The organism is Streptomyces synnematoformans (genome assembly GCF_039531005.1).
Classification (GTDB): Bacteria; Actinomycetota; Actinomycetes; order Streptomycetales; family Streptomycetaceae; genus Streptomyces; species Streptomyces synnematoformans.
The window spans coordinates 1-22,996 of the sequence record NZ_BAAAPF010000082.1 but is presented as its reverse complement, the minus strand read 5'-3'; the positions used below and the strand labels follow the sequence as shown (position 1 = coordinate 22,996).

At 73.7% G+C, this 22,996-nt stretch carries 16 protein-coding genes; 10 read left to right on the top strand and 6 right to left on the bottom strand.

Annotated features, from left to right (window positions below; translation table 11 throughout):
• Positions 1–720, top strand: a 720-nt coding sequence (locus tag ABD317_RS15040; protein WP_486389010.1) for a type III PLP-dependent enzyme domain-containing protein, incomplete at its 5' end; no start/stop codon positions are given.
• 22 nt (positions 721–742) lie between these two features.
• Positions 743–2,341 carry an N-acyl-D-amino-acid deacylase family protein gene (locus tag ABD317_RS15035; protein WP_344290486.1) on the top strand — a complete coding sequence of 533 codons (1,599 nt, stop codon included), beginning with the start codon at positions 743–745 and terminating at the stop codon, positions 2,339–2,341.
• Here the strand turns inward: ABD317_RS15035 and ABD317_RS15030 are convergent.
• Positions 2,280–4,295, bottom strand: coding sequence for a P-loop NTPase fold protein (locus ABD317_RS15030; RefSeq protein ID WP_344290485.1), 2,016 nt, complete (start codon positions 4,293–4,295; stop codon positions 2,280–2,282). The genes ABD317_RS15035 and ABD317_RS15030 overlap by 62 nt on opposite strands.
• Before the next feature lie 119 nt (positions 4,296–4,414).
• Between ABD317_RS15030 and ABD317_RS15025 the strand changes: the two genes are divergently transcribed.
• The 5 genes from ABD317_RS15025 (at position 4,415) to ABD317_RS15005 (ending at position 10,177) form a co-directional block, all read left to right on the top strand.
• The gene (locus tag ABD317_RS15025; protein ID WP_027754528.1) at positions 4,415–5,626 is read left to right on the top strand and encodes an aminotransferase class I/II-fold pyridoxal phosphate-dependent enzyme; all 1,212 of its coding nucleotides are present in this window, start codon (positions 4,415–4,417) and stop codon (positions 5,624–5,626) included.
• Positions 5,627–5,739: 113 nt separating this feature from the next.
• Positions 5,740–6,804, top strand: coding sequence for a hypothetical protein (locus ABD317_RS15020; RefSeq protein WP_344290484.1), 1,065 nt, complete (start codon positions 5,740–5,742; stop codon positions 6,802–6,804).
• Positions 6,805–6,826: 22 nt separating this feature from the next.
• On the top strand, positions 6,827–8,038 hold the full coding sequence (locus ABD317_RS15015; protein ID WP_344290483.1) for a toxic anion resistance protein: 1,212 nt from the start codon (positions 6,827–6,829) through the stop codon (positions 8,036–8,038).
• Complete coding sequence (locus ABD317_RS15010) at positions 8,035–9,582, top strand: substrate-binding and vWA domain-containing protein (RefSeq protein ID WP_344290482.1); 1,548 nt, start codon at positions 8,035–8,037, stop codon at positions 9,580–9,582. Before ABD317_RS15015 ends, ABD317_RS15010 begins: the two co-directional genes overlap by 4 nt.
• Positions 9,569–10,177: a hypothetical protein gene (locus tag ABD317_RS15005; RefSeq protein ID WP_344290481.1), complete on the top strand. Its 609-nt coding sequence runs from the start codon at positions 9,569–9,571 to the stop codon at positions 10,175–10,177. Before ABD317_RS15010 ends, ABD317_RS15005 begins: the two co-directional genes overlap by 14 nt.
• Positions 10,178–10,382: 205 nt before the next feature.
• Here ABD317_RS15005 and ABD317_RS15000 read toward each other — a convergent pair whose 3' ends face one another.
• On the bottom strand, positions 10,383–11,987 hold the full coding sequence (locus tag ABD317_RS15000; protein WP_344290480.1) for an SDR family oxidoreductase: 1,605 nt from the start codon (positions 11,985–11,987) through the stop codon (positions 10,383–10,385).
• Between the two features lie 336 nt (positions 11,988–12,323).
• Positions 12,324–12,890 carry a Uma2 family endonuclease gene (locus ABD317_RS14995; protein ID WP_344290479.1) on the bottom strand — a complete coding sequence of 189 codons (567 nt, stop codon included), beginning with the start codon at positions 12,888–12,890 and terminating at the stop codon, positions 12,324–12,326.
• Between the two features lie 231 nt (positions 12,891–13,121).
• On the opposite strand from ABD317_RS14995, the gene ABD317_RS14990 reads away from it, so the two are divergent.
• Entirely contained in the window at positions 13,122–15,260 is a 2,139-nt protein-coding gene (locus tag ABD317_RS14990) for a thioredoxin domain-containing protein (protein ID WP_344290478.1), read from the top strand.
• Positions 15,261–15,276: 16 nt separating this feature from the next.
• Here the strand turns inward: ABD317_RS14990 and ABD317_RS14985 are convergent, their stop codons facing one another.
• From ABD317_RS14985 to trhA, 3 genes are all read right to left on the bottom strand, one after another.
• Positions 15,277–15,930: an acyl-CoA-like ligand-binding transcription factor gene (locus ABD317_RS14985; RefSeq protein ID WP_078627657.1), complete on the bottom strand. Its 654-nt coding sequence runs from the start codon at positions 15,928–15,930 to the stop codon at positions 15,277–15,279.
• Positions 15,931–16,075: 145 nt separating this feature from the next.
• Positions 16,076–16,390: a hypothetical protein gene (locus ABD317_RS14980; protein ID WP_037782293.1), complete on the bottom strand. Its 315-nt coding sequence runs from the start codon at positions 16,388–16,390 to the stop codon at positions 16,076–16,078.
• A gap of 138 nt (positions 16,391–16,528) precedes the next feature.
• Entirely contained in the window at positions 16,529–17,254 is a 726-nt protein-coding gene (trhA, locus tag ABD317_RS14975; protein ID WP_078627658.1) for a PAQR family membrane homeostasis protein TrhA, read from the bottom strand.
• Between the two features lie 244 nt (positions 17,255–17,498).
• On the opposite strand from trhA, the gene ABD317_RS14970 reads away from it, so the two are divergent.
• Positions 17,499–19,307 (top strand): phosphoenolpyruvate carboxykinase (GTP), encoded by a 1,809-nt coding sequence (locus tag ABD317_RS14970; protein ID WP_344290477.1) that lies wholly within the window; start codon positions 17,499–17,501, stop codon positions 19,305–19,307.
• 235 nt (positions 19,308–19,542) lie between these two features.
• Positions 19,543–22,890: a tetratricopeptide repeat protein gene (locus tag ABD317_RS14965; protein ID WP_344290476.1), complete on the top strand. Its 3,348-nt coding sequence runs from the start codon at positions 19,543–19,545 to the stop codon at positions 22,888–22,890.
• Positions 22,891–22,996 lie beyond the last annotated feature (106 nt).

Here is a 22,996-nt window from a genome sequence, read left to right as displayed (position 1 = left end):
GCCGAGGCGGCGGCGCGGCCGGGGACGCTGCGGCTGGTCGGGGTCGCCGGGTACGAGGCGGAGGCGCAGGGCGCCGACGGCGCGGCGGTGCGGGGCTGGATGCGGCGACTGCTGGAGCTGGCGGCGGAGCTGGACGCCGCCGGGCTCTTCGCCGACGCCGGCGAGATCGTCGTCAGCGCCGGGGGGAGCGCGTGGTTCGACGCCGTCGCCGACGGCTTCGCGGAGGCGCCGGAGCTGTCGCGGCCGGTGCTGAAGCTGCTGCGCTCGGGGGCGTACATCAGCCACGACGACGGGCACTACAGCCGGGTGACGCCGTTCCGCCGGGTGCCCGCGGAGGGGTCGCTGGAGCCGGCGTTCCGGCTGTGGACGCAGGTGGTGTCCCGGCCGGAGCCGGGGCAGGCGTTCGTCAACGCCGGCAAGCGGGACGCCGCGTACGACCTGGACCTGCCGGTGCCGGTGGCGGTGCGCGGACTCGACGCGGCGGGCCCGGCCGATGGCGTGGGCGCGGAGCGGGCGGCGACGGGGATCACGGTGCGCAAGCTCTCGGACCAGCACGCCTGGCTGGACGTGGCGGAGGGCCCGGAGACGGCGGAGCTGGAGGTCGGGGACTGGGTGGCGCTGGCGCTGTCGCACCCGTGCACGATCTTCGACAAGTGGCAGCTGATCCCGCTGGTCGAGGCGGACGGTACGGTCACCGAGTACGTACGGACCTTCTTCTGAGCGGCGCCGGGGAGCGGCACACATGGAACTGGTGATCCGCGGCGCCCTCGTCGTGGACGGCTCGGGGGCCCCCGGCCGCCGCGCCGACGTCGCGCTGGCCGGCGGCCGGATCGCCGCGATCAGCGCGGTGGCCGGCCCGCGGCTCACCGGCCGGCGCGTGCTCGACGCCGGCGGCCTCGTGCTCGCCCCCGGCTTCGTCGACATGCACGCCCACTCCGACCTCGCCCTGCTGCGCGACCCCGAGCACACCGCGAAGGCCGCGCAGGGCGTGACGCTGGAGGTCATCGGCCAGGACGGGCTGTCGTACGCGCCCGTCGACGACCGCGTCCTCGACCCGCTCCGCCGCCAGATCGCCGGCTGGAACGGCGGCGGGCCCGGCGGCTCCTCCAGCGACGGGGTGGCGTTCGACTGGCGCACGGTCGGCGCATACCTCGACCGCCTCGACCGCGGCCCCGGCGGTGACGGGATCGCCGTCAACGCCGCGTACCTCGTGCCGCAGGGCACGGTGCGGGCGCTGGCGGTCGGGTGGGAGGACCGGCCGGCGACGGACGGCGAGCTGGCGCACATGAAGCGGCTCGTCGCCGAGGGGCTGGCGCAGGGCGCGGTCGGGATGTCGTCGGGGCTGACGTACACCCCCGGCATGTACGCGCCGACCGCCGAGCTGACGGAGCTGTGCCGGGTCGTCGCGGCGCACGGCGGCTACTACTGCCCGCACCACCGCTCGTACGGCGCCGGCGCCCTCGGCGCGTACGCCGAGATGCTCGGCCTCGCCCGGGACTCCGGCTGCGCGCTGCACCTCGCGCACGCCACCATGAACTTCGACGTCAACGCCGGCCGCGCCGCCGAGCTGACCGCCCTGCTGGACCGGGCGCTGGCCGACGGCGTCGACGTCTCGCTGGACACGTACCCCTACCTGGCCGGGTGCACCACGCTGGCGGCGCTGCTGCCGAGCTGGGCGGCGGCCGGCGGCCCGGAGGCGACGCTGGCGCGGCTGCGGGACGCGGACACGGCGGCGCGGATCCGGCACGCGCTGGACGTCGAGGGCTCGGACGGGTCGCACGGGGTGCCGATGGACTGGTCGACCATCGAGGTCTCGGGCGTCGGCGACCCGGCGCTCGCGGAGTGGGTCGGACGGCGGCTGCCGGACTTCGACGCGGCCCGCCGGCTGCTGCTGGACGACCGGCTGGCGACGACGATCCTGCAGCACGTCGGCCACGAGGAGAACGTCCGGGCGATCATGGCCCACCCCGCGCACACGGGCGGCAGCGACGGCATCCTGCACGGCGCGAAGCCGCACCCGCGGGCGTACGGCACCTTCCCGCACTACCTCGGGCACTACGTGCGCGAGCTGGGCGTCCTGACGCTGGAGGAGTGCGTCCACCACCTCACCGCCCGGCCCGCGGCCCGGCTGCGGCTGGCGGACCGGGGGCTGGTGCGGGAGGGCTACGTGGCGGACCTGGTGCTGTTCGACCCGGCGACGGTGGCGGCGGGGGCGACGTACGAGGAGCCGCGGCGGGGGCCGGTGGGGGTGCCGTACGTGCTGGTGGGTGGGGAGTTCGTCATCCGGGAGGGCCGGCGGACGACCGCGGTGCCGGGACGGGCGGTTCGGGGCCGGGGTTAGCGGCGATCTCGGAGACGTGGTTCAGCAGCACGTCTCCGTTGTTGAAGATCGGGGCCCGCAACGCGGTCGCAGCCTCCAGGCGCTCGGGGGTGATCCGGCTGGAGAGGAAGACCGCGGGACCGTTGTACGTCCCGGAGGTGCGCCAGTGCCGAAGGGCGTCGAGGCCGGCGGACTGGTCCGAGCCGCGGGTGATGTCGGAGATCAGCACCTCGAACCGGCCGACGGCCATCTCCCGCTCGGCCTCCTCCCGGTCGCGCACGACGGCGACCCTGGCGCCGAGGCCGCGCATGGTGCGAACGAGGTGCGTGTTGTTCTCAGGATGATCGTCGACCCACAGGATCCGCATGCCCTCCAGCGCGGGCGGGGAAGGAGGCCGGTCGGAGCCGGTGTCCCACGGGGGCGCCGGGGGGATGCCGGAATAGCCCGGCTGGGACTGGGCCGGCATTGGCGGCATTGGGGACCCCTGCTGGCTCCAGGGCGGCAGCGGACGGCCGTAGGGCTCCTCCTCCCCGTACGGCGCGGAGCCCACCCCCACCGGCGGCTCCGCGTAGTCCGGCACCTCCACCGGCGCCGGTGCCCCCTCGCGCAGCAGCACCAGCAGCCGCTCCGCGTCCTGTACCTGCAGCAGGTCCGCCAGCAGCGACGTGAACCCCGGGTCGTCCGCGTGCTCCGGGAAGCCCACGGGCAGCCGCCGCTCCAGCTGCTCCAGGGCCGCCTCGCCGTCCTGCTCCGGCGCCGGCGCGGACAGCTCGTACTGCCCGAAGAACGCGCCGGCCTCCTCGTACGAGGCGAACTCCGGCGCCGCCTCCTGCGGGTCCGGCGGCGCCGTCGCCAGCAGCGTGCGCCGCACCCGGCGGTACGTCGTGAACTCGCCCACCACGTCCTCCGCGGGGGCGTTCGAGGCACCCGTCATCATCCGGTAGAACTCCGGATAGAAGTACTGGAGCAGCAGCGTCCGGATGACCGCCTCGGGCCGGAAGCCGGACCACACCGGGTTCAGCGTGGCCTCCAGCACGAAGCCGTTCACCAGCCGCTTGATCCGCCGCGGATTCCGCCCCGACCGCTCCACCAGCAGCCTCTTCAGCCCGTCGTCGAGCATGCCCTCGATGCCCGCGGTGCGCGCGCACCACTCGACGTACGCGCCGACGCCGTCGTTGTCGGCGACGGGGATGCGGTAGCTGGTCTGGAAGATCTTCTCCATGAACGCCGACCCCGCCGGCGACAGGTCGCGCAGCAGCCCGCTGGGGCCGAGCGCGGAGCGGTCGCAGCCGACGACGAAGACGAGGCCCGGGACGTCGAGGTAGACCTTCAGCGCCTCGCAGACGGCGAGGACCGTCTCCTCGGAGCAGCGGTCGAGGTCGTCGATGAAGACGACCAGCAGCCGGCGCGGCGCGTTCGCGGCCCACTCGCGGGCCATGTGCCCGATCTCCTCGCGCATGCCGTTGCGCGCCTCGGGGCCCGCGTCCCAGCTCGTCCACAGCTCGTCCACCAGCCCGGCCGCGCCGAGCGCGCCGCCGAGCGCGGTGGTGACGGCGCGTACACCGCGGACCACCGTGCGTCCCCGGGAGATCCGGGACAGCGCGCGCTTCAGCGTGCGCCGCTCGAAGCGGACGAGCACCGACTTGACCAGCCCTTCCAGGGCGTCGGCGCCGGTGGACGTCCACGCGTTGTACCAGACCGTCTCCACGTCGGGCTCGGCCCGCAGCCGGGCGTCCACCAGCCGCATCAGGCTGGACTTGCCCATCCCCCAGCCGGCGTCGACGGCGAGGGTGAACGGCGTCGAGGCCCGGGAGGCGTGCAGCAGCCGGGCGAGCTGCGCGGCGGCCCGGCCGGTGCCCAGGATGTCGTCGCCGGCGGCGGCCACGGGCTCGTCGTTGACGAGCGCGAGCGTGGCGCCGGTGCCGGCGCCGAGGGAGCCGAACGCCGTTGCGTGCGTGGGAGGTTGGGCCGCCATCCGGGCATTGTGGCAGGTGCGGGCGGGGTCCGGAGGGCGGCCCGGCATGTGACCGGGCTCGCACGGCAGCGGGCGGTTATCCGGAGGCGGGTCCCGGGGACGGCCCGTACAGTGGCCGCATGCAGGTGATCCAGTCAACGAAGCTCGCCAACGTCTGCTACGACATCCGCGGCCCCGTGCTCGAAGAGGCGATGCGGCGTGAGGCGGCGGGTCACCGGATCCTCAAGCTGAACATCGGCAACCCCGCCCCGTTCGGCTTCGAGTGCCCGCCGGAGATCCTGGAGGACCTGCTCCGCACCGCCGGCACCGCCCACGGCTACGGCGACTCCAAGGGCATCCTGCCCGCCCGCCGCGCCGTGATGCAGCACTACCAGACCCAGGGCATCGACCTCGACGTCGAGGACGTCTTCCTCGGCAACGGGGTCTCCGAGCTGATCCAGATGTCCATGCAGGCCCTCCTCAACGACGGCGACGAGGTCCTGATCCCGGCCCCGGACTACCCGCTGTGGACGGCCGCGGTCTCCCTGGCCGGCGGCACTCCCGTGCACTACCGCTGCGACGAGCAGGCGGACTGGATGCCGGACCTGGACGACATCGAGCGCCGCATCACGGACCGCACCCGCGCCCTGGTCGTGATCAACCCGAACAACCCGACCGGCGCCGTCTACGACGCGGAGATGATGCGGGGCCTGACCGACATCGCCCGCCGGCACGGCCTGGTGGTGTGCTCCGACGAGATCTACGACAAGATCCTCTACGACGACGCCGTCCACGCGCCCACCGCCACCTACGCCCCCGACCTGCTGGTCCTCACGTTCAACGGGCTCTCCAAGGCGTACCGCGTCGCCGGCTACCGCAGCGGCTGGCTGGCCGTCTGCGGCCCGAAGCAGGACGCGCGCAGCTACCTGGAGGGCCTGACGATCCTGGCGAACATGCGCCTGTGCGCGAACGTCCCCGCCCAGCACATCGTCGCCACCGCCCTCGGCGGCCGTCAGTCGATCAAGGACCTGATCCTCCCGGGCGGCCGGCTGCTGGTCCAGCGCGACACCGCGTACGAGCTGCTCACCCAGATCCCGGGCGTGACCTGCGTCAAACCCAAGGGCGCCCTGTACGCCTTCCCGCGTCTCGACCCCAAGGTCCACAAGATCGAGGACGACGCCCGCTTCGTCCTCGACCTGCTGCGCGCGGAGAACATCCTGCTGGTCCAGGGCACCGGCTTCAACTGGCCGCGGCCCGACCACTTCCGCATCGTCACCCTCCTGGAGAAGGACGGCCTGGCGGACGCGATCACCCGCATCGGCACCTTCCTGGACGGCTACCGCCAGCGGTAGCCGGAGAGCCGGAGCCGCCGCTCACGCAGCGTAGCCGTTCCGGGACCGGTGCGACACCTCCCGTTCATGCCCGGCATCGCGGAATGTTGAGTTCCGTGCGTAGCCTCCGCAGCGTGAGACGAATCGCTGGAGTCGTCCTCGCGGTGCTGCTGACCGGGGGCGTGGTCGCCGCCGTCGTCGCAGGCCAGCGCGGTGAGGACGCGAACACGGCAACGACGACCGTGCGGATGGTGATCGGATCGGAGAAGGCCGGGTACTTCGCCGATCCGGACGTGGTCGAGGCGCTCGCCGCCAGGAACTACACCGTGGAGGTCGAGACCTCCGGCTCCTGGGCCATGCGGGAGCTGGACCTCACGGGGTACGACCTCGCGTTCCCCGGCAGCCAGGCGCCCGCCGTCGAGCTGGCCGACCGGTACAAGGTGCGCGGGACGCTCCCGCGGCCGTTCTACTCGCCGCACGTGGTGATGGCCCACCGCAACGCCGCCGAGGTGCTCGCGGCGAACGGCCTCGCCACCCTCGACACCGAGCACCGCGGCACCCTGAAGATGGCCGCGTACCTCGACGCGGGCCGCGACGGCCGCACCTGGCAGCAGCTGGACGGGACGGCCCCGTACGGCGAGTTACGCGGGACGGTCTTCATCACCTGCACCAACCCGGAGTCCTCCAACTCCGGAGCCCTCTATCTCGCCGCCGCCTCCTACGTGGCCAACGGCGGGCGGGTGGTGGCCGGCGAGGACGGCCTCGACCGCACCGAGCCGCTGCTGCGCAAGCTCGTCACCGTGCAGGGCGCCCAGCAGTCCAGCTCGGACGCGGTGTTCCGGGACTTCGTCAGCGGCGCCGGCAACCCGCTCGTCTGGGTCTACGAGTCGCAGGTCGCCTCGCTGCTCACGGACGGGCAGCGGCCCGACGACCTGGTCGTGCTCTACCCCGACACCACCGTCAACAGCGACCACACCGTCGTACCGCTGACGGACGCGGGCAAGGCCCTCGCCGGGCTCCTCTCCACGGACGAGGAGCTGCGGCGGCTCGCCGTCCGGCACGGGTTCCGGCCGCAGGGGGACGCCACCGGGTTCCCCTCGGCCACCGCCTATCTCAAGCAGGAACTGACCGGCGTCCGGCAGGCCCCGGTGCCCACCTCCGCGATCCTGCGCGAGATGGCCCTCCGGGCGCGCGGATGAAGCAACGGGGGGAGACCCGGCAGTGAGCAACAGCTTCCACACCGGCCAGAGCGGCCACCAGCCCACCCAGAGCGGCAACGACCTCTTCACCCTCACCCCGCCCGAGGCCGTCGCGCCCGTGCCGCCGGAGAAGGCCGGCGGGCTCGTGCCCGTCGGCGAGGACGTCCGCAGGGACATGGCGGACAAGGCCGCCGAGTACGTCGCCGGCCTCGCCGCGCTCGACGCCGGCTCGCCCGAGTTCGCCGGCAAGGTCGGCGAGGTCACCGCGCTCGGCGCCGGCGAGATACGCACCGCGGCCGCGCAGTCCAACCGGATGCTCGAACGGACCGTGCGGAGCCTGCCGGACAAGGGCGGGGACGCCCAGGCGAAGGTCGCGGGGTCACTGGTCGAACTGCGGCGGGTGGTCGAGGACCTGGACCCGCGGGAGCTGCCCGCCGGCAAGGGGCGGAAGCTCCTCTCCCGGCTGCCCGGCGGGAACAGGCTGCGCGACCACGTCGCCAGGTACGCCTCCGCGCAGGGGACGCTGAACCGGATCGTGGGCTCGCTGCGCGGCGGCCAGGACGAGCTGCGCCGCGACAACGCCGCGCTGCAGACCGAGCGGGTGCGCCTGTGGGAGACCATGGGCAAGCTGCAGGAGTACGTCGTGCTCACCGAGGCCCTCGACGCGGCCGTCGAGCAGCACATCGCCGGCACCGCGGACCCCGCGGCGGCCGACGCGCTCCGCGCGGACGTGCTCTTCCCCGTCCGGCAGAAGCACCAGGACCTTCTCACCCAGATCGCCGTGTGCGCGCAGGGCTACCTCGCCATGGACGTCGTCCGCCGCAACAACGACGAGCTGATCAAGGGCGTGGACCGGGCCGCGACGACCACCGTGTCGGCCCTGCGGATCTCCGTGATGCTGGCCTCCGCGCTGGATCGCCAGAAGAAGGTGGTCCGGCAGGTCGAGGAGCTGCGGGGGACGACCGAGGATCTCATCCGGGGCAACGCCGAGATGCTCGCCGACCAGAGCGGCGACATCCAGCGGATCGCCGCCGACCCCGCGGTGGGCGCGGAGACGCTGCGCGCCGCGTTCCAGCAGATCTACCGCACGCTCGACACGATCGACACGTACAAGGTCCAGGCGACCGAGGCGATGGCGACGACCGTCGAGAACCTGACCGCGGAGCTGCAGAGCGCCCACGCCTACCTGGACCGCAGCCGGTCCCGGGGCGGGCAGGACGGGGGCGCCGCGTGAAACGTACGCTGGCCGCCCTCGCCGCGACGGCCGCCCTTCTGGCCGGGTGCACCCCGGACTCCGACGGCGACCGCTCCGACGGCCCCGAGCCCGGACCCGGCACCCTGCGCATCCTCGCCTCCAGCGAACTGGCCGACCTGGCGCCCGTGCTCGACCGGGTCCGCGAGGACACCGGCATCACGGTCAAGCCCACCTACACGGGCACCCTCGACGCCGTGCGCCTGCTGGCCGGGGAGAAGACCGACGGGGCCGACGGGGACTTCGACGCCGTGTGGCTCGCCTCGGCCGACTACCTGCGGCTGCACCCCGCCGCCGCGGGGAAGGTCGTCTCCGAGACGTCGGTCATGTCGAGCCCGGTGGCGGTGGGGGTCAGGACCGGCACCGTACGGAAGCTCGGCTGGCGGCCGGAGGACGTCACCTGGTCGCAGATCGAGCAGGCGGTGCGGGCCGGGCGGCTGACGTACGGCATGACCGACCCCGCCCGCTCCAACTCCGGCTTCGCCACCCTCGTCTCGGTCGCCTCGGCCCTCTCCGGCGCGCAGTCCGCCCTCACCGACGCGGACGTCGCGCAGGCCGCCCCCCGGCTGCGGGAGTTCTTCACCGGGCAGCAGCTGACGTCGGGCTCGTCGGGCTGGCTGGCGAAGGCGTACCAGCGGCGCGGGAACGTCGACGCGCTCCTCAACTACGAGTCCGTCCTCAAGGGCATCCCGGGCCTGACCGTGATCCGCCCCAAGGACGGCGTGCTCACCGCCGACTACCCGCTCTCCTCCCTCGCCGACACCCCCGCCGCGACCCGCAAGGACGTCCGCCGGCTCACCGACGCCCTGCGCACACCGGAGATCCAGCGCGAGATCACCGCCCGCACCCACCGCCGCCCGGTGGTCCCCTCGGTGCCCCCCGCGGCCGGCCTCGACACCACCCGCCGCCGCGAACTGCCCTTCCCCGGCAGCCGTTCCGTCGCCGACGGGCTGCTCGACGCGTACGAGAACGAACTGCGCCGCCCCTCCCGGACCGTCTACGTCCTCGACACCTCCGGCTCCATGGCGGGCGGCCGGCTGAACGGGCTGAAGGAGGCGCTCACCGACCTCACCGGGGAGTTCCGCCACCGCGAGGAGGTGACGCTGATGCCGTTCGGGTCCGACGTGAAGAGCGTACGGACGCACGTCGTCGAACCGGCGGACCCCGAGGCCGGGCTCGACGCCATCCGCGCCGACGCCGGCGGACTCACCGCGGCCGGCGACACCGCGATCTACTCGTCCCTGCAGCAGGCCTACGACCACCTCGGCCCCGGCCGCGACACGTTCACCTCCATCGTGCTGATGACCGACGGCGAGAACACGACCGGCGCGCGGGCCGGCGACTTCGACGCCTTCTACCGCTCGCTCGCCCCCGACCAGCGGGACGTCCCCGTCTTCCCGATCCTCTTCGGCGACTCCGACCGGCGGGAGCTGACCCACATCGCCGAACTGACCGGCGGCCGCCTCTTCGACGCCCGGAAGGGCTCGCTGGACAGCGCCTTCGAGGAGATCCGTGGCTATCAGTAAGTACAGTAAGTACCTTGAGTCCCGCAAGAACATCGCGGGCTGCGCCTGCGGGCTCGCCGGGCTCGCGCTCACCTTCACCGGGCTGGCCGGCGAGTACTGGCCCGCCGTCGTGGCCGGCCTCTACGGCGCCGGCGCGCTGATCGTCCCGCCCGAACGCCCGGCGCCGCCGGACTTCCCCACCCCGGCGGCCCAGCTCGACGAGGTGCGCGCGGACTTCGGGAAGCTGGGCGCGTACCTGGCGGAGGTCGACCTGCCGCCCGCCGCCGCGGGCCGCCTGACCGAACTGACGGACCTGCTGGCGGCGCTCCTGGACCCCGGCTGGTCCGCCGAGCTGCTCGCCCAGGACCCGGAGGGCGTGCACACGCTGTCGCGCGCCGTACGCCGCGACATCCCCGAGGCCGTCGACGGCTTCGTACGCACCCGCTGGTGGACGCGCATGACGCCGGGCTCCGAACCGCCGGAGCGGCACCTGGAGCGGCAGCTGACGCTGCTCAGGGAGGAGGGCGAGCGGCTGGCCGCGGCCCTGCGCGAGACGGAGGCCCGCCGCCAGGAGTCGCACACCCGCTACCTGGAGGACCGCGGCCACCCGGGCTGAGGGGCCGCCCGGGTGCACGCGGCCTGCTACGTCTTGTGGTCGTCCCAGGACACGCGGTACCAGCCCTTGAAGGACCGCAGGTCTGCGGTGAACAGGACGACCGCGACGGTCATGTGGCCACTCCTGGGGCGGGGGTGCACGTGCTGGGGATCCGGGCTTTGAATCGCGGGTCGCAGGTGTTCCCCTGGGTACGGGCGTTATCGGGTCATTGCCGGGATCTTCGCCGGCCGGCCGCGCGGCGGACGCGCGCGACCGGCGACCGGGACGACGACGGCCACGTCCGGGCGTCTCGGCCGCTCGCCGCGGCGTGGGCGATATTACGTGCCATGCCCCCGAACACGGCGGCGTGGAAGGGCGAGACCGACCACCAGTAGGCGTGGCCGAGGAGCCCGCGGGGATGGAACAAGGCGCGTTGCCGGTACCGGGTGCGCCCCTGTTCGTCCGTGTCGACGCGCATCTCAAGCCAGGCCAGACCCGGCAGCCGCATCTCGGCGCGGAGCCGCAGCAGGTGTACCGGCTCGATCTCCTCGACGCGCCAGAAATCCAGGGAATCGCCGACCCGCAGCCGTTCGGCGTCGCGTCGTCCGCGGCGCAGACCAACGCCGCCGACGGACCGGTCGAGCCAGCCGCGCACGGCCCAGGCGAGCGGGAAGGAGTACCAGCCGTTGCGGCCGCCGATTCCCTCGATCACCTTCCACAGGGCTTCGGGGGGCGCGGCGACGGGAAGTTCGCGTTCGTCCTCGTACAGGCTGCCGCCGGCCCAGTCCGGGTCGGTGGGCAACGGGTCGCTCGGCGCGCCCGGCACCGCGGCGGAGGACCAGCGGGTGGCGACCTGGGCCTCGCCGACGCGCCGGAGAGCGAGGGCCAGTGCGTCGTCGAACGGCAGCGGGCGGCCGGGCGGGGCGGGTACGTAGCGGGCGATGTCGTGTTCGCCGCAGACCACCTCGTGCCGCAGCGACTCCGTGAGCGGGCGGGCGAGGGAAGCGGGGACGGGGGTGACGAGCCCGACCCAGTGGCTGGACAGCCGGGGCGTGAGGACCGGGACGGGGACGATGACACGCCGCCGCAGCCCGGCGACGGCGGCGTAGCGGCGCATCATGTCGCGGTACGTGAGCACATCGGGCCCGCCGATGTCGAAGTCCCGGTCGACGTCGGCGGGCAGGCGGGCCGAGCCGACGAGGTAGCGCAGTACGTCACCGACGCCGATGGGCTGCGTACGGGTGTGCACCCAGCTGGGGGTGACCATCACCGGCAGGCGCTCCGTGAGGTAGCGCAGCATCTCGAACGACGCCGAGCCGGATCCGATCACCACGGACGCCCGCAGCACGGCGGCGGGCACCGGGGCGTCGAGGAAGATCCGGCCGACCTCCGCACGGGAACGCAGGTGCGGCGAGAGGGAACGCTCGGGAACACCGTGCGGGGTGAGACCGCCGAGGTAGACGATCCGGCGGACCCCGGCGGCGTGCGCCTGCTCGGCGAAGATGTGAGCGGCGCGCCGGTCGGTCGCCTCGAAGTCCGGTCCGGTGCCGAGGGCGTGCACCAGGTAGTAGGCGACGTCGATGCCCCGCAGTGCGGCGGCGACGGACTCGGCGTCCGTGACGTCGCCGCGTACGGCTTCGGTCTGCGGGCCCCAGGGGTGGTCGCGGAGCTTACGGGGGGTGCGGACGAGGCAGCGGACGCGGTGGCCCGCGTCGAGCAGGTCGGGGACGAGCCGCCCGCCGATGTACCCGGAGGCTCCGGTGACGAGACAGTGCAGCGGTTCCTGCCGCCGGGGTGCCCCGTTCGCCCTGTCGTTCGCGGTCGCGCTCATGGCTCTCTCCTCGGGCGCGGGCAGCCGGCCGGGGCAGCCCGCTCGGCGTCCTGGCACACCGGCCCGCTCTCCGCACTCACACCGTCCACGCGTTCCTCGCGCCGGAAGAGGACGGCCGCAGGCACCGGTCGCGCCCCACACGTCTACCTGACTACTTCGGAGCGATCGGCGCATCCGGACGCGCCCGTCAGGACCGCCTCTACGCGCGAGCGCAGCCGGCCACCGGAGCGCGGACCCGAAGCTCATCCTGGCCTATGAGGAGGCGGCCGAGGCGGGTGGCGGCCCTTGGCCCACGGGACATCGGAGGCGCCGAGGGCGCGGGCGATTCCTCGTTGCTCACAGGGTCCCAAGGTCGACCGTGACAGGGAATGGCGCGGTGGCCTTCACGGTGCCGGTGAACACCTCGCCGTCCCGGTAGGCCCTATTGGCTGGGTCGAGGACGTAGGTGTAGACGATCGGAACGCCGGTGGCGGACTGCTCGATGCGCCAGTAGAAGGGGATGCCGGCTTTGGCATATTGGTCCACCTTCACGATCCGGTCGGTGGTCTCTGACCCCGGGGAGACGACCTCGACGACCAGGAGCACGTGCTCGGGGCGGGTGGGCGTGAGGTCGATGGTCTCCGACCGGTAGACGATGACGTCCGGACGGCGGTTGGTGAGCGGCACGTCCTGCAGGCGGACGTCGAAGTCCGTGTCGGCGTTCCAGTCCGGGCCCGCGGCTGCGTCCAGGGCATTGGCCAGAATCCGGGCCAGCCGGTTGTGCCGCTTGGAGGCGCTCGGGCTCACAACGACCATTCCGTCCACGATCTCGATGCCGGCGCACTGCTCCTCGGACCAGGAGTCGTACTGTTCCGCGCTGATCTGCGTGTGCATCCACGCGGGCGCCACCATCTCGGCGGACATGGAGTACCTCCTTCGAGGATGCGGTGCTGCTCGACTCAGCGTACTGCCCGCTTCCAGTCGGGCACCGGCTTCGGGGCGGAGCAGAACCTCCAGCGTCCGCAGGGCGACCTGGGCACAGAAGGGGCGATCCGCATTCACCACGTGATGGCGCATGCGTGCAAATCGGCCAAGTAGGGCGGGGGCTTGCGGGCCGAACCGGCAGGACCGCGTCGGCGTGAGAGGCTGGGTCGTATGAACCGGTTGGCTGGTGTGACCTCGCCTTATCTGCTTCAGCACGCCGACAACCCGGTGGACTGGTGGCCCTGGTCTCCGGAAGCGTTCGAGGAGGCCCGGCGGCGCGATGTCCCCGTGCTGCTGTCGGTGGGGTACGCCTCCTGCCACTGGTGCCACGTGATGGCGCGGGAGTCCTTCGCGGACGAGGCCACCGCCGCGGAGCTGAACGCGGGGTTCGTCAGCATCAAGGTCGACCGCGAGGAGCGGCCCGACGTCGACGCCGTGTACATGGAGGCCGTGCAGGCCGCCACCGGGCAGGGCGGGTGGCCGATGACGGTGTTCCTCACGCCCGATGCGGAGCCCTTCTACTTCGGTACGTACTTCCCGCCGCGGCCGCGGAGCGGCATGCCCGCGTTCCGGCAGGTGCTGCAGGGGGTCGCGGCGGCCTGGGCGGACCGGCGGGGCGAGGTCGCGGAGGTCGCGGCGCGGGTGGCGGCGGATCTCGCCGGGCGGACGCTGAGCGGGGCCCTGGGCGGGCCCGGGGACGGGCCGCCGGGGGCGGCGGAGGTGCACGCGGCGCTGCTGGAGCTGACGAAGGAGTTCGACGCGGTGCGGGGCGGGTTCGGCGGGGCGCCGAAGTTCCCGCCCGGGATGGCGCTGGAGTTCCTGCTGCGCCACCACACCCGCACCGGCTCGGCGGCGGCCCTGGAGATGGTGCAGGCCACCTGCGAGGCGATGGCCCGCGGCGGCATCTACGACCAGCTCGGCGGCGGCTTCGCCCGCTACTCGGTGGACGCGGAGTGGGTCGTCCCGCACTTCGAGAAGATGCTCTACGACAACGCCCTGCTGGCCCGCGTCTACGCCCACCTGTGGCGCACGACCGGCAGCGAGCAGGCCCGGCGGGTGGCGCTGGAGACGGCGGACTTCATGGTGCGGGAACTGCGCACCGGGGAGGGCGGCTTCGCCTCCGCCCTCGACGCCGACAGCGAGCGGCCGGACGGCACCGGGCACGCCGAGGGCGCGTACTACGTCTGGACGCCCGGCGAGCTGCGCGAGGTGCTCGGCGCCGAGGACGCGGCGCTGGCCGGGGCGTACTACGGCGTGCCCGAGGCGCCGGAGGCGGCGACCTTCGAGGAGGGCGCCTCCGTGCTGCAGCTGCCCGACGCCGGGGGGCCGTTCGACGCCGGGCGGATCGCGTCGGTGCGCGAGCGGCTGACGGCGGCGCGGGCGGAACGGCCGCGGCCGTTCCGCGACGACAAGGTGGTCACGGCGTGGAACGGGCTGGCGATCGCCGCCCTCGCCGAGATCGGCGCGTACTTCGACCGGCCGGACCTCGTCGACGCCGCGGTGGCCGCGGCCGACCTGCTGGTACGGGTGCACATGACGGACGGCGCCGGCGGGCCCGGCACGGTGGGGCGGCTGGTGCGCACCTCGCGCGACGGGGCGGCCGGCGACAGCGCCGGTGTGCTGGAGGACTACGCGGACGTGGCGGAGGGCTTCCTCACGCTCACCGCCGTCACCGGCGAGGGAACGTGGCTGCGGCTCGCCGGGCTGCTGCTGGACACCGTGCTGGAACGGTTCCGGGGCGAGGACGGCACGCTGTACGACACCGCCGACGACGCCGAGCGGCTCATCCGGCGCCCCCAGGACCCGACGGACAACCCGACGCCGTCGGGCTGGACGGCGTCGGCCGCGGCGCTGCTGTCCTACGCCGCGTACACCGGCAGTGAGCGGCACCGCGAGGCCGCCGAGCAGGCCCTGGGCATCGTGGCGAAGCTGGGCCCGCGGGCGCCGCGGTTCGTCGGCTGGGGCCTCGCGGCCGCGGAGGCGGCGCTGGACGGGCCCCGTGAGGTCGCCGTCGTCGGCCTCCCGGACGACCCCCGCCGCGCGGAGCTGCACCGCACGGCGCTGCTCGCCCCGGCCCCGGGTGCGGCGATCGCCACGGGCCCGGGTACGGATACGGGTACTGGTGCAGGTCCCGAGCCCGGTGCCGGACCGCCCGACGACCCCGACGCCGTCCCGCTCCTCGCCGACCGCCCCCTCGTCGGCGGTGCCCCCGCGGCCTACGTCTGCCGCCGCTTCGTCTGCGCCGCCCCGGTGACGCGGCCCGAGGAGCTACGCGCCCGGCTGACCCCGGCCGCGCCCCCGCGGGACTGACGGGCGCGGCCGCGCCTCACAGCGTGAGGCCGCGCGCCAGCACCGCCAGCGCCCGGTCGACCGTCTCCACCAGGTCCCACTCCGACTCCCGGTCCACCCACTCGAACAGCACCTGGGTCAGCGCCCCGAAGACCGCCCCCACGACCACCCGCAGCTCGAAGTCGTCCCGCGGCCGCCCGGTCCGCTCGGAGAGCACGCCGCACAGGACCTCGATGTTCTGGTCCATGCCCTCGTGCATCTGCGCCCGCAGCGCCGGCACCTCGCGCACCAGCTGCATCCGCAGCAGGAACTCCGGCCGGACCTCGTCGTACAGCGACCGCAGCGAGGTCACGACCGCCTCCCGCAGCGCGACGAGCGGCGGCTCGTCCGCCGGCCGGTCGAGGATGGCCCGCTCCAGGACCGGGTCGTACTCGTCGGTCAGGATGATGTCCTCCTTGGTCGCGAAGTACCGGAAGACGGTGCTCGCCGAGACCTCCGCGGCCTCGGCGATCTGCTCGACGGTGGTCTGCTCGTACCCCTGCTGCCCGATCAGCCGGAACGCCGCCTGCCGGATCGCCTGCCGGGTGCGCCGCTTCTTGCGCTCGCGCAGTCCGAGCCCGGCCTCGGCGTACGCGGTCGCATCCGCGGGGGCGGCGACGGGCGGGGCGGCGGGGGTACGGGAGGAGGCCATAGTCCTCATTCTCCTGCACGGTGCTTGGCGGAGGCCATTCCGGCAGCGGTCCGGCCCGCACGCGCTCGCGTGCGGGCCGGACCGGAAATCCGTGGAGAGTGCCTCCGCGCGGTGCCGCCGGCGTCGTGCCGCGGCGGACCGGGGCTCAGCGCCCGACGACGATCGCCTCGCGGTCGTAGCTCTGCAGCGGGCCGAAGTGCACCACCGCCACGGGGCTGATCTCGGTGTACTTGTTGCTGGACACGCGGTTGTTGATGTTGTTCTCGACCTCGACGTCGACCTCGGTCTTGTTCCAGGTCTTGTTGATCTTCTTGCTGATCTCCTGGTTGTACCACTTGCTGCAGCACTGCTTGCCGTGCTTGCCGTGCGGGGTGGCCTGGGCCGAAGCCGCACCGGCGCCGGCGAGACCGATCACGAGGGCGCTGGCGGCGACGGAGCGGACGATCGTACGGATGCGCATCTTCTGCCTCCACGAGGAGCGGGGGATGGTAGTACGCACCGATAACAGCACCTTTGCGGCTCTTGGGCCGGGATGCTCCCGAGCCGACACGGGCGGATCACCCGGACAGGCGGACAGGACGGGGCGCACCCGCCCCGCTCAGGCGTGGCCGTACGCCACCATCGAGATCCCCACGTAGTGGACGGCGAACGCCGCCAGCGTGAACGAGTGGAAGACCTCGTGGAAGCCGAACCAACGCGGTGACGGGTTCGGCCGCTTGATCCCGTAGATCACGCCGCCCGCGCTGTAGAGCACGCCGCCGACGATCACCAGCACGAGCACCGCGATGCCGCCGGTGCGCATGAAGTCCGGCAGGAAGAACACCGCGGCCCAGCCCATCGCGATGTAGCACGGCGTGTACAGCCAGCGCGGCGCGCCGACCCACAGCACCCGGAAGGCGATTCCGGCGATCGCCGCCGCCCAGATGAACCAGAGCAGCGCCTGCTGCCTGCCGCCGTCCAGGAGCAGGATCGTGAACGGCGTGTACGTGCCGGCGATGATCAGGAAGATGTTGGCGTGGTCGAGCCGGCGCAGCACGGCCGTGCCCCGGGGGCCCCAGTCACCGCGGTGGTAGAGCGCGCTGACGCCGAAGAGCAGGCAGGCGGTCAGTGTGTAGACGGCGCACGCCAGCCGGCCGCGGGGACTCTCCGCCAGCGCCGTCAGCACCACGCCCGCGCACAGCGCCGCGGGGAACATCACCGCGTGCAGCCAGCCGCGCAGCCGTGGCTTGAGCACGGCTGCCGCGGCACTGGCGACCCGGTGCAGCTCTCCCTCGCCCGTCTCCTCGCCTGTCACCTCGCCCGTCGCCTCGCCCGTGGCACCCATGCGGACATGCTACCTACGCGCCCGTAGGTAGCGGCGGCGGGAGTGGTGCTGTTCACGCAGAAGCCGGCTGGACATGACGTCTGAGCTGTTCCATCATCAAATGAGCGCACACCCGACACCGGATGGGCTCATATGAGCGGCGACCGGGTCGGCGCCCCCAAGGGGTAACGGTCTTGAAAGCCAGATATATGTGACATCACAGGACAATCGCCCAAACCCTCGACATCTGGAGCATCCCGCACTCATGACCACCCCGACCAAACACGAAGGACTGCTCGCCTGGGTCCAGGAGATCGCCGCCCTCACCCAGCCGGACGAGATCGTGTGGTGCGACGGCTCCCAGGCGGAGTACGACCGTCTGTGCGCCGAGCTCGTCGCCAAGGGCACGTTCACGAAGCTGGACCCCGTCAAACGGCCCGGCTCCTATTACGCCGCCTCCGACCCGACCGACGTCGCCCGGGTCGAGGACCGTACGTTCATCTGCTCCGAGCAGGAGGAGGACGCCGGTCCGACCAACCACTGGATGGACCCCGCCGAGATGCGCGAGGTCTTCACCGGCACCTCCGGCGAAGGCGGCCTCTTCCGCGGCGCCATGCGCGGCCGCACCATGTACGTCGTCCCCTTCTGCATGGGCCCGCTCGGCTCCCCGCTCTCCGCGCTCGGCGTCGAGATCACCGACTCCGCGTACGTCGCCACCGCCATGCGCATCATGACCCGCATGGGCCGCCCGGTCCTCGACGAGCTGGGCGACGACGGCTTCTTCGTCCGGGCCGTCCACTCCGTCGGCGCGCCCCTGGAGCCCGGCCAGCAGGACGTGCCGTGGCCGTGCAGCTCGACCAAGTACATCTCGCACTTCCCCGAGACCCGCGAGATCTGGTCGTACGGGTCCGGCTACGGCGGCAACGCCCTCCTCGGCAAGAAGTGCTACGCCCTGCGCATCGCCTCCGTCATGGCGCGCGACGAGGGCTGGCTCGCCGAGCACATGCTCGTGCTCAAGCTCACCCCGCCGCGCGGGGAGGCCACGTACATCGCCGCCGCCTTCCCCTCGGCGTGCGGCAAGACCAACCTCGCCATGCTGGAGCCGGCCACCCGCGGCTGGACCGTGGAGACCGTCGGCGACGACATCGCCTGGATGCGCTTCGGCGAGGACGGCCGGCTCTACGCCATCAACCCCGAGGCCGGCTTCTTCGGCGTCGCGCCCGGCACCGGCGAGCACACCAACGCCAATGCCATGAAGACCCTGTGGGGCAACTCCGTCTTCACCAACGTCGCCCTCACCGACGACGGCGACGTGTGGTGGGAGGGCATGACCGACGAGCCCCCGGCGCACCTCACCGACTGGCTCGGCAACGACTGGACCCCGGAGTCCGGCACCCCCGCCGCCCACCCCAACGCCCGCTTCGCCGTCCCGGCCGCGCAGTGCCCGACGATCGCGCCGGAGTGGGAGGACCCCCGCGGGGTGCCCATCTCGGCCATTCTCTTCGGCGGCCGGCGCGCCACCGCGGTGCCGCTGGTGACCGAGTCGTTCGACTGGCAGCACGGCGTCTTCCTCGGCGCCAACGTCTCCTCCGAGAAGACCGCCGCCGCCGAGGGCAAGGTCGGCGAGCTGCGCCGCGACCCGTTCGCCATGCTGCCCTTCTGCGGTTACAACATGGGCGACTACTTCGGCCACTGGCTGAAGACCGGCGCCGCCGCGGACGCCGCGAAGCTGCCGAAGATCTACTACGTCAACTGGTTCCGCAAGGGCGCGGACGGGTCGTTCGTCTGGCCCGGGTTCGGGGAGAACAGCCGGGTGCTGAAGTGGATCGTCGAGCGCCTCAACGGCGAGGCCGAGGGCGTCGAGACCCCGATCGGGGTACTGCCGGCAAAGGGCGCGCTCGACGTCGACGGCCTCGAACTCACCGACGAACAGCTCGACTTCCTTCTCTCCGTCGACCCCGAAGTCTGGCGCGAGGAGGCCGCGCTCATCCCCGCGCACCTCGAAACCTTCGGCGCGCACACCCCGAAGGAGCTGTGGGACGAGTACCACGCCCTGCTGAACCGCCTGGGCTGACCTGCCACGCCGGCCGGACCGGCGGGTACGACAACGGCGTCGTACCCGCCGGTCCGGCCTTTTTCCGGCGGCGCCGATTCCGTTCCCGTACCGGCCGCCCGGTGATATCAGCCCGCCATTCACCTCCTCATCCGGCCGAGTTATCCACAGGGGGATGCCTAATCCCCGGCACACGCGGAAGACTTGGCTGTGCACTGCACGGACGAGCGAGGCGACGGGTAGGGGAGGGGAGCACATGCCGGGCACAGCGTCCCGACTGCGCGACAACCACCGGAAGGAGGCCGAGCTTCTTCTCACCCGCGCGGTCGACGAAGAAGTGCGCCGCTCCGGTGGACGGACCGACGGCGTGGTGCTGCTCGGCCGGGCGCGGGCGGCGCTGGACGACATGGCGGAGCGCGCCGGCGAGGAGTACGGCGCGTATGTGCGCGCGCTGGACGAGGCCGCCGCCGGCCGGCGCTCCCTGGCCGAGCGCTTCACCCCGCAGTCGATCGGGCCGGCGGTGACCGCGACGCTCACCGCCGCCGGCGTCGCCCTGCTCGTCTCCGCCGAGGAGGGCCTCGGCGCCACGTCCGCGTTCTGGACCGGGGTCGCCACCGGCCTCGCCGGCCTCGGCGCCGGGCTGGTGCAGATCGGCCTGGCCCACTGGCTCTCGGGCAACACGCGCTCGGGCGCCGCCCGGCAGCCCGGCGGTCCCGAGCAGCTCCGGCTGCAGTGGTTGACGGCGCTGGAGCTGCGCGGCGTCCGCCCCTTCTTCGACGAGCAGCGGATGATCTCGGCCGCCACCCGCACCGGCAGCCGCCCGGAGCCCGCCGCCGACGGCCAGCGGCCGGGCGGCGCCGGGGGCGCCGGGGGCACGGACCGCGAGCCCCAGCTGCGCCGGGACCGCAGCCAGGAGGCGCGCCAGCGGGCCACGCTGGAGCAGTCCTACCGCCAGCTGCCCGAGGCCTCCCGGGTGTACGTCGGCCGCAAGGCCCAGCTGACCCAGATCGCCGGATGGGTGCACCAGGGCCGCGCCAACCCCGCGACCAAGCCGACCGTCGTCGTGCTGCACGGCCCGCCGGGCGCGGGCCGCACCATGCTCGCGGTCCGCGCCGCCCACCAGCTGCGCGACCAGTTCCGCGCCGCCGTGGTCGTGGACCTGCGCGGCGAGAGCCTCAGCGAGGACCCCCTGCCCACCCGCGACGCCCTGCTGCACCTGCTCAACCGCCTCGGCGCCCCGCGCGACCAGCTGATGTTCCGCGACCGCCCGGCGCACGACGCCCAGCTGCGGCGCCTCACCGAGCTGTACCACCAGCATCTGACGTCCCTGCCGGTGTCCGTCGTGCTGGACGACGCGGTCGACGCCGAGCAGGTCCGCCAGCTGGTGCCGGAGCGCTCGGAGAGCCTGGTGCTGGTGACCTCGCGGCGGCGGCTGGAGCTGCCCGACGACCTCGACGCCTGGGTGCACCACCTGCCGGTCGAGGGCCTGGAGCCGACCGCGGCAGAGGAGCTGCTGACGGCCATCGTGCAGGAGTCGGACGCGGCGCAGGGCGCCGCCGATCCGTACGACGCCCAGTCCATCGACCGCATCGGGATGCTCTGCGGCGGGCTGCCGCTGGCGCTGTGCATCGCCGGGTCGGCGCTGGAGGAGCGCAGCCCGGCCGGGCTCGCGGAGGCGCTCGACGCCTACGGGCCGGTGGAGCCGGTGGACCGTGCCCTGTGGCTGCGCTACAGCGACCTGGCGGAGCCGGCCCGGACGCTGCTGCGCCGGCTGTCGCTCGTCGGCCGGGCGAGCCTGGGGGCGGCGGCCTGTGCGGCCCTGCTCGACGTCGGCCAGGAGGAGGCCGGCAAGCGGCTGGCGGCGCTGGCCCGCGCCGGGCTCGTCGAGCACGTGCGCGGCTCCCGCTACCGGGTGCACGACCTGGTGCGCCGCTTCGCGTACGCCCGGCTGGCCGACGAGGAGGACCCCGAGGTGCGCGCCGCCGCGCACGAGCGGCTGATCCGCAGCTACGCGGAGCTGGCGGACTCGGTGATCCGGCTGGTCGACGGGCGCACGTCGACGCGCGCCGACCGGTTCGGCTCGCACGGCTTCACCTCGCTGGACGCCGCCCTGCGCTGGCTGGACGACGAGCAGAGCTTCATCACCGCGGCCCTGCGGCACGCCGAGGGCGTGGACCAGGCCACCGTGCTGCACCTGCTGGGCGCCCTCGCGGACTACTGCCTGCTGCGCGGCGACCTGTACCGCCTCGGCGAGCTGAACGAGCTGACCAAGGCCGCCGACCAGGGCCTGCTGATGCGCTCGGTGCAGTGGCGCACGGGTGTCGCCGCCCGCCAGCTCGGCGAGCTGGACAAGGCCCGCTCGACGCTGTCCTCCGTGGTCGACCTCTACCGCGAGGCGCGGCACTCCGCCGGCGCCGCTCGCGCCCTGCGCGACCTGGGCATCACCCTGCAGCAGCAGGGCAGCCTGCGCGAGGCGGAGGCGAAGCTGCGCGAGGCCCTGCAGATGCAGCAGGGCGAGGCCATGCGCGGCGACCGCGCCTGGACGCTGCACGCCCTGGCCGCCGTGCTGCGCGACCGCGCCCAGCTCGGCGACGCGCTGGCGCTGCTGGACCAGGCGCTCGCGCTGCACCAGGAGAGCGAGAGCGTGCACGGCCAGGCGTGGGCGCACTTCCAGCTCGGGCAGGTGCGGCTGCGGATGGGCGACGTGCCGGGGGCCGAGGAGCGGCTGGCGCAGGCCCTGGAGCAGTACGGGCGCACCCGCGACGGCCGCGGCGAGGCCTGGGCGATGACGCAGCTGGCCCGCGCCCGGCTGGTCGCCGCCGACCCGGCCTCGGCGGTGACGCACCTCAAGGCGGCCCTCGCCCGGCACCGGGAGAACGACGACGCGCGCGGCGAGGCCTGGACGCTGTACTACCTGGGCCAGGCCCAGGAGGAGGCCGGCAAGCGGGAGTCGGCGGTCCGGGCGCTGGAGCGGTCCCGCTCGATGTTCAGCCGCATGCGGGACGTGTACGGGCTGGCCTGCGCGCGGCACCACTCCGCGCGGGTCACCCGCGACCTGCGCGCGGAGCAGACCGGCACCCTGCGCAACAGCGGCTTCGCCCGGCAGCTGCTCCAGGACGCCCGGCAGGACTTCCGCCGGGTGGGCGTGGCGCACGGCGAGGCCTGGTCGTGCATCGAGCTGGCGGTGATCGACGCGGGCAACGGCCGCGCCGGGCAGGCGCTGGAGCTGGTGGACTCCGCGATCGACCTGTTCGCCGGCATAGGCGACCGGCGCGGCGCCACGTGGGCGCGGTTCCTGCGCTGCACGCTGCTGCCGTTCGCCTCGCCGGGCGGCTCCGTGGTGGGCGCGGCGGTGGCCCAGCAGGAGCTGTCGGAGCTGCTGGACGAGGTGCGTACGGCCACGACGGGCCGCCGCGGGGTGGTCGACCCGGCGCTGGAGGACTGCGCGGAGGCGTTCCAGCTGGTGCTGGAGCGGGGCGTGGAGCCGGAGACGGGCTGGCAGGCGTGGCGCCTGGGCATGGTCCCGAGCCGGCACGCCCGCGAGGTCATGGGCGTCCCCCTGGACGGCGCGGCCCCGGCGGGCGACGGCGCCCTGGCGGGCTAGGCCGTGGGCCGGGCGGCCCGGCGCCGCTAGCGGCGCCGGGCGACGGGCTGCCTGGTGTCCTCCGGGCTCTCCGCGGGGGACGGCGGCCGCGGCTGCTCGTCGCGCG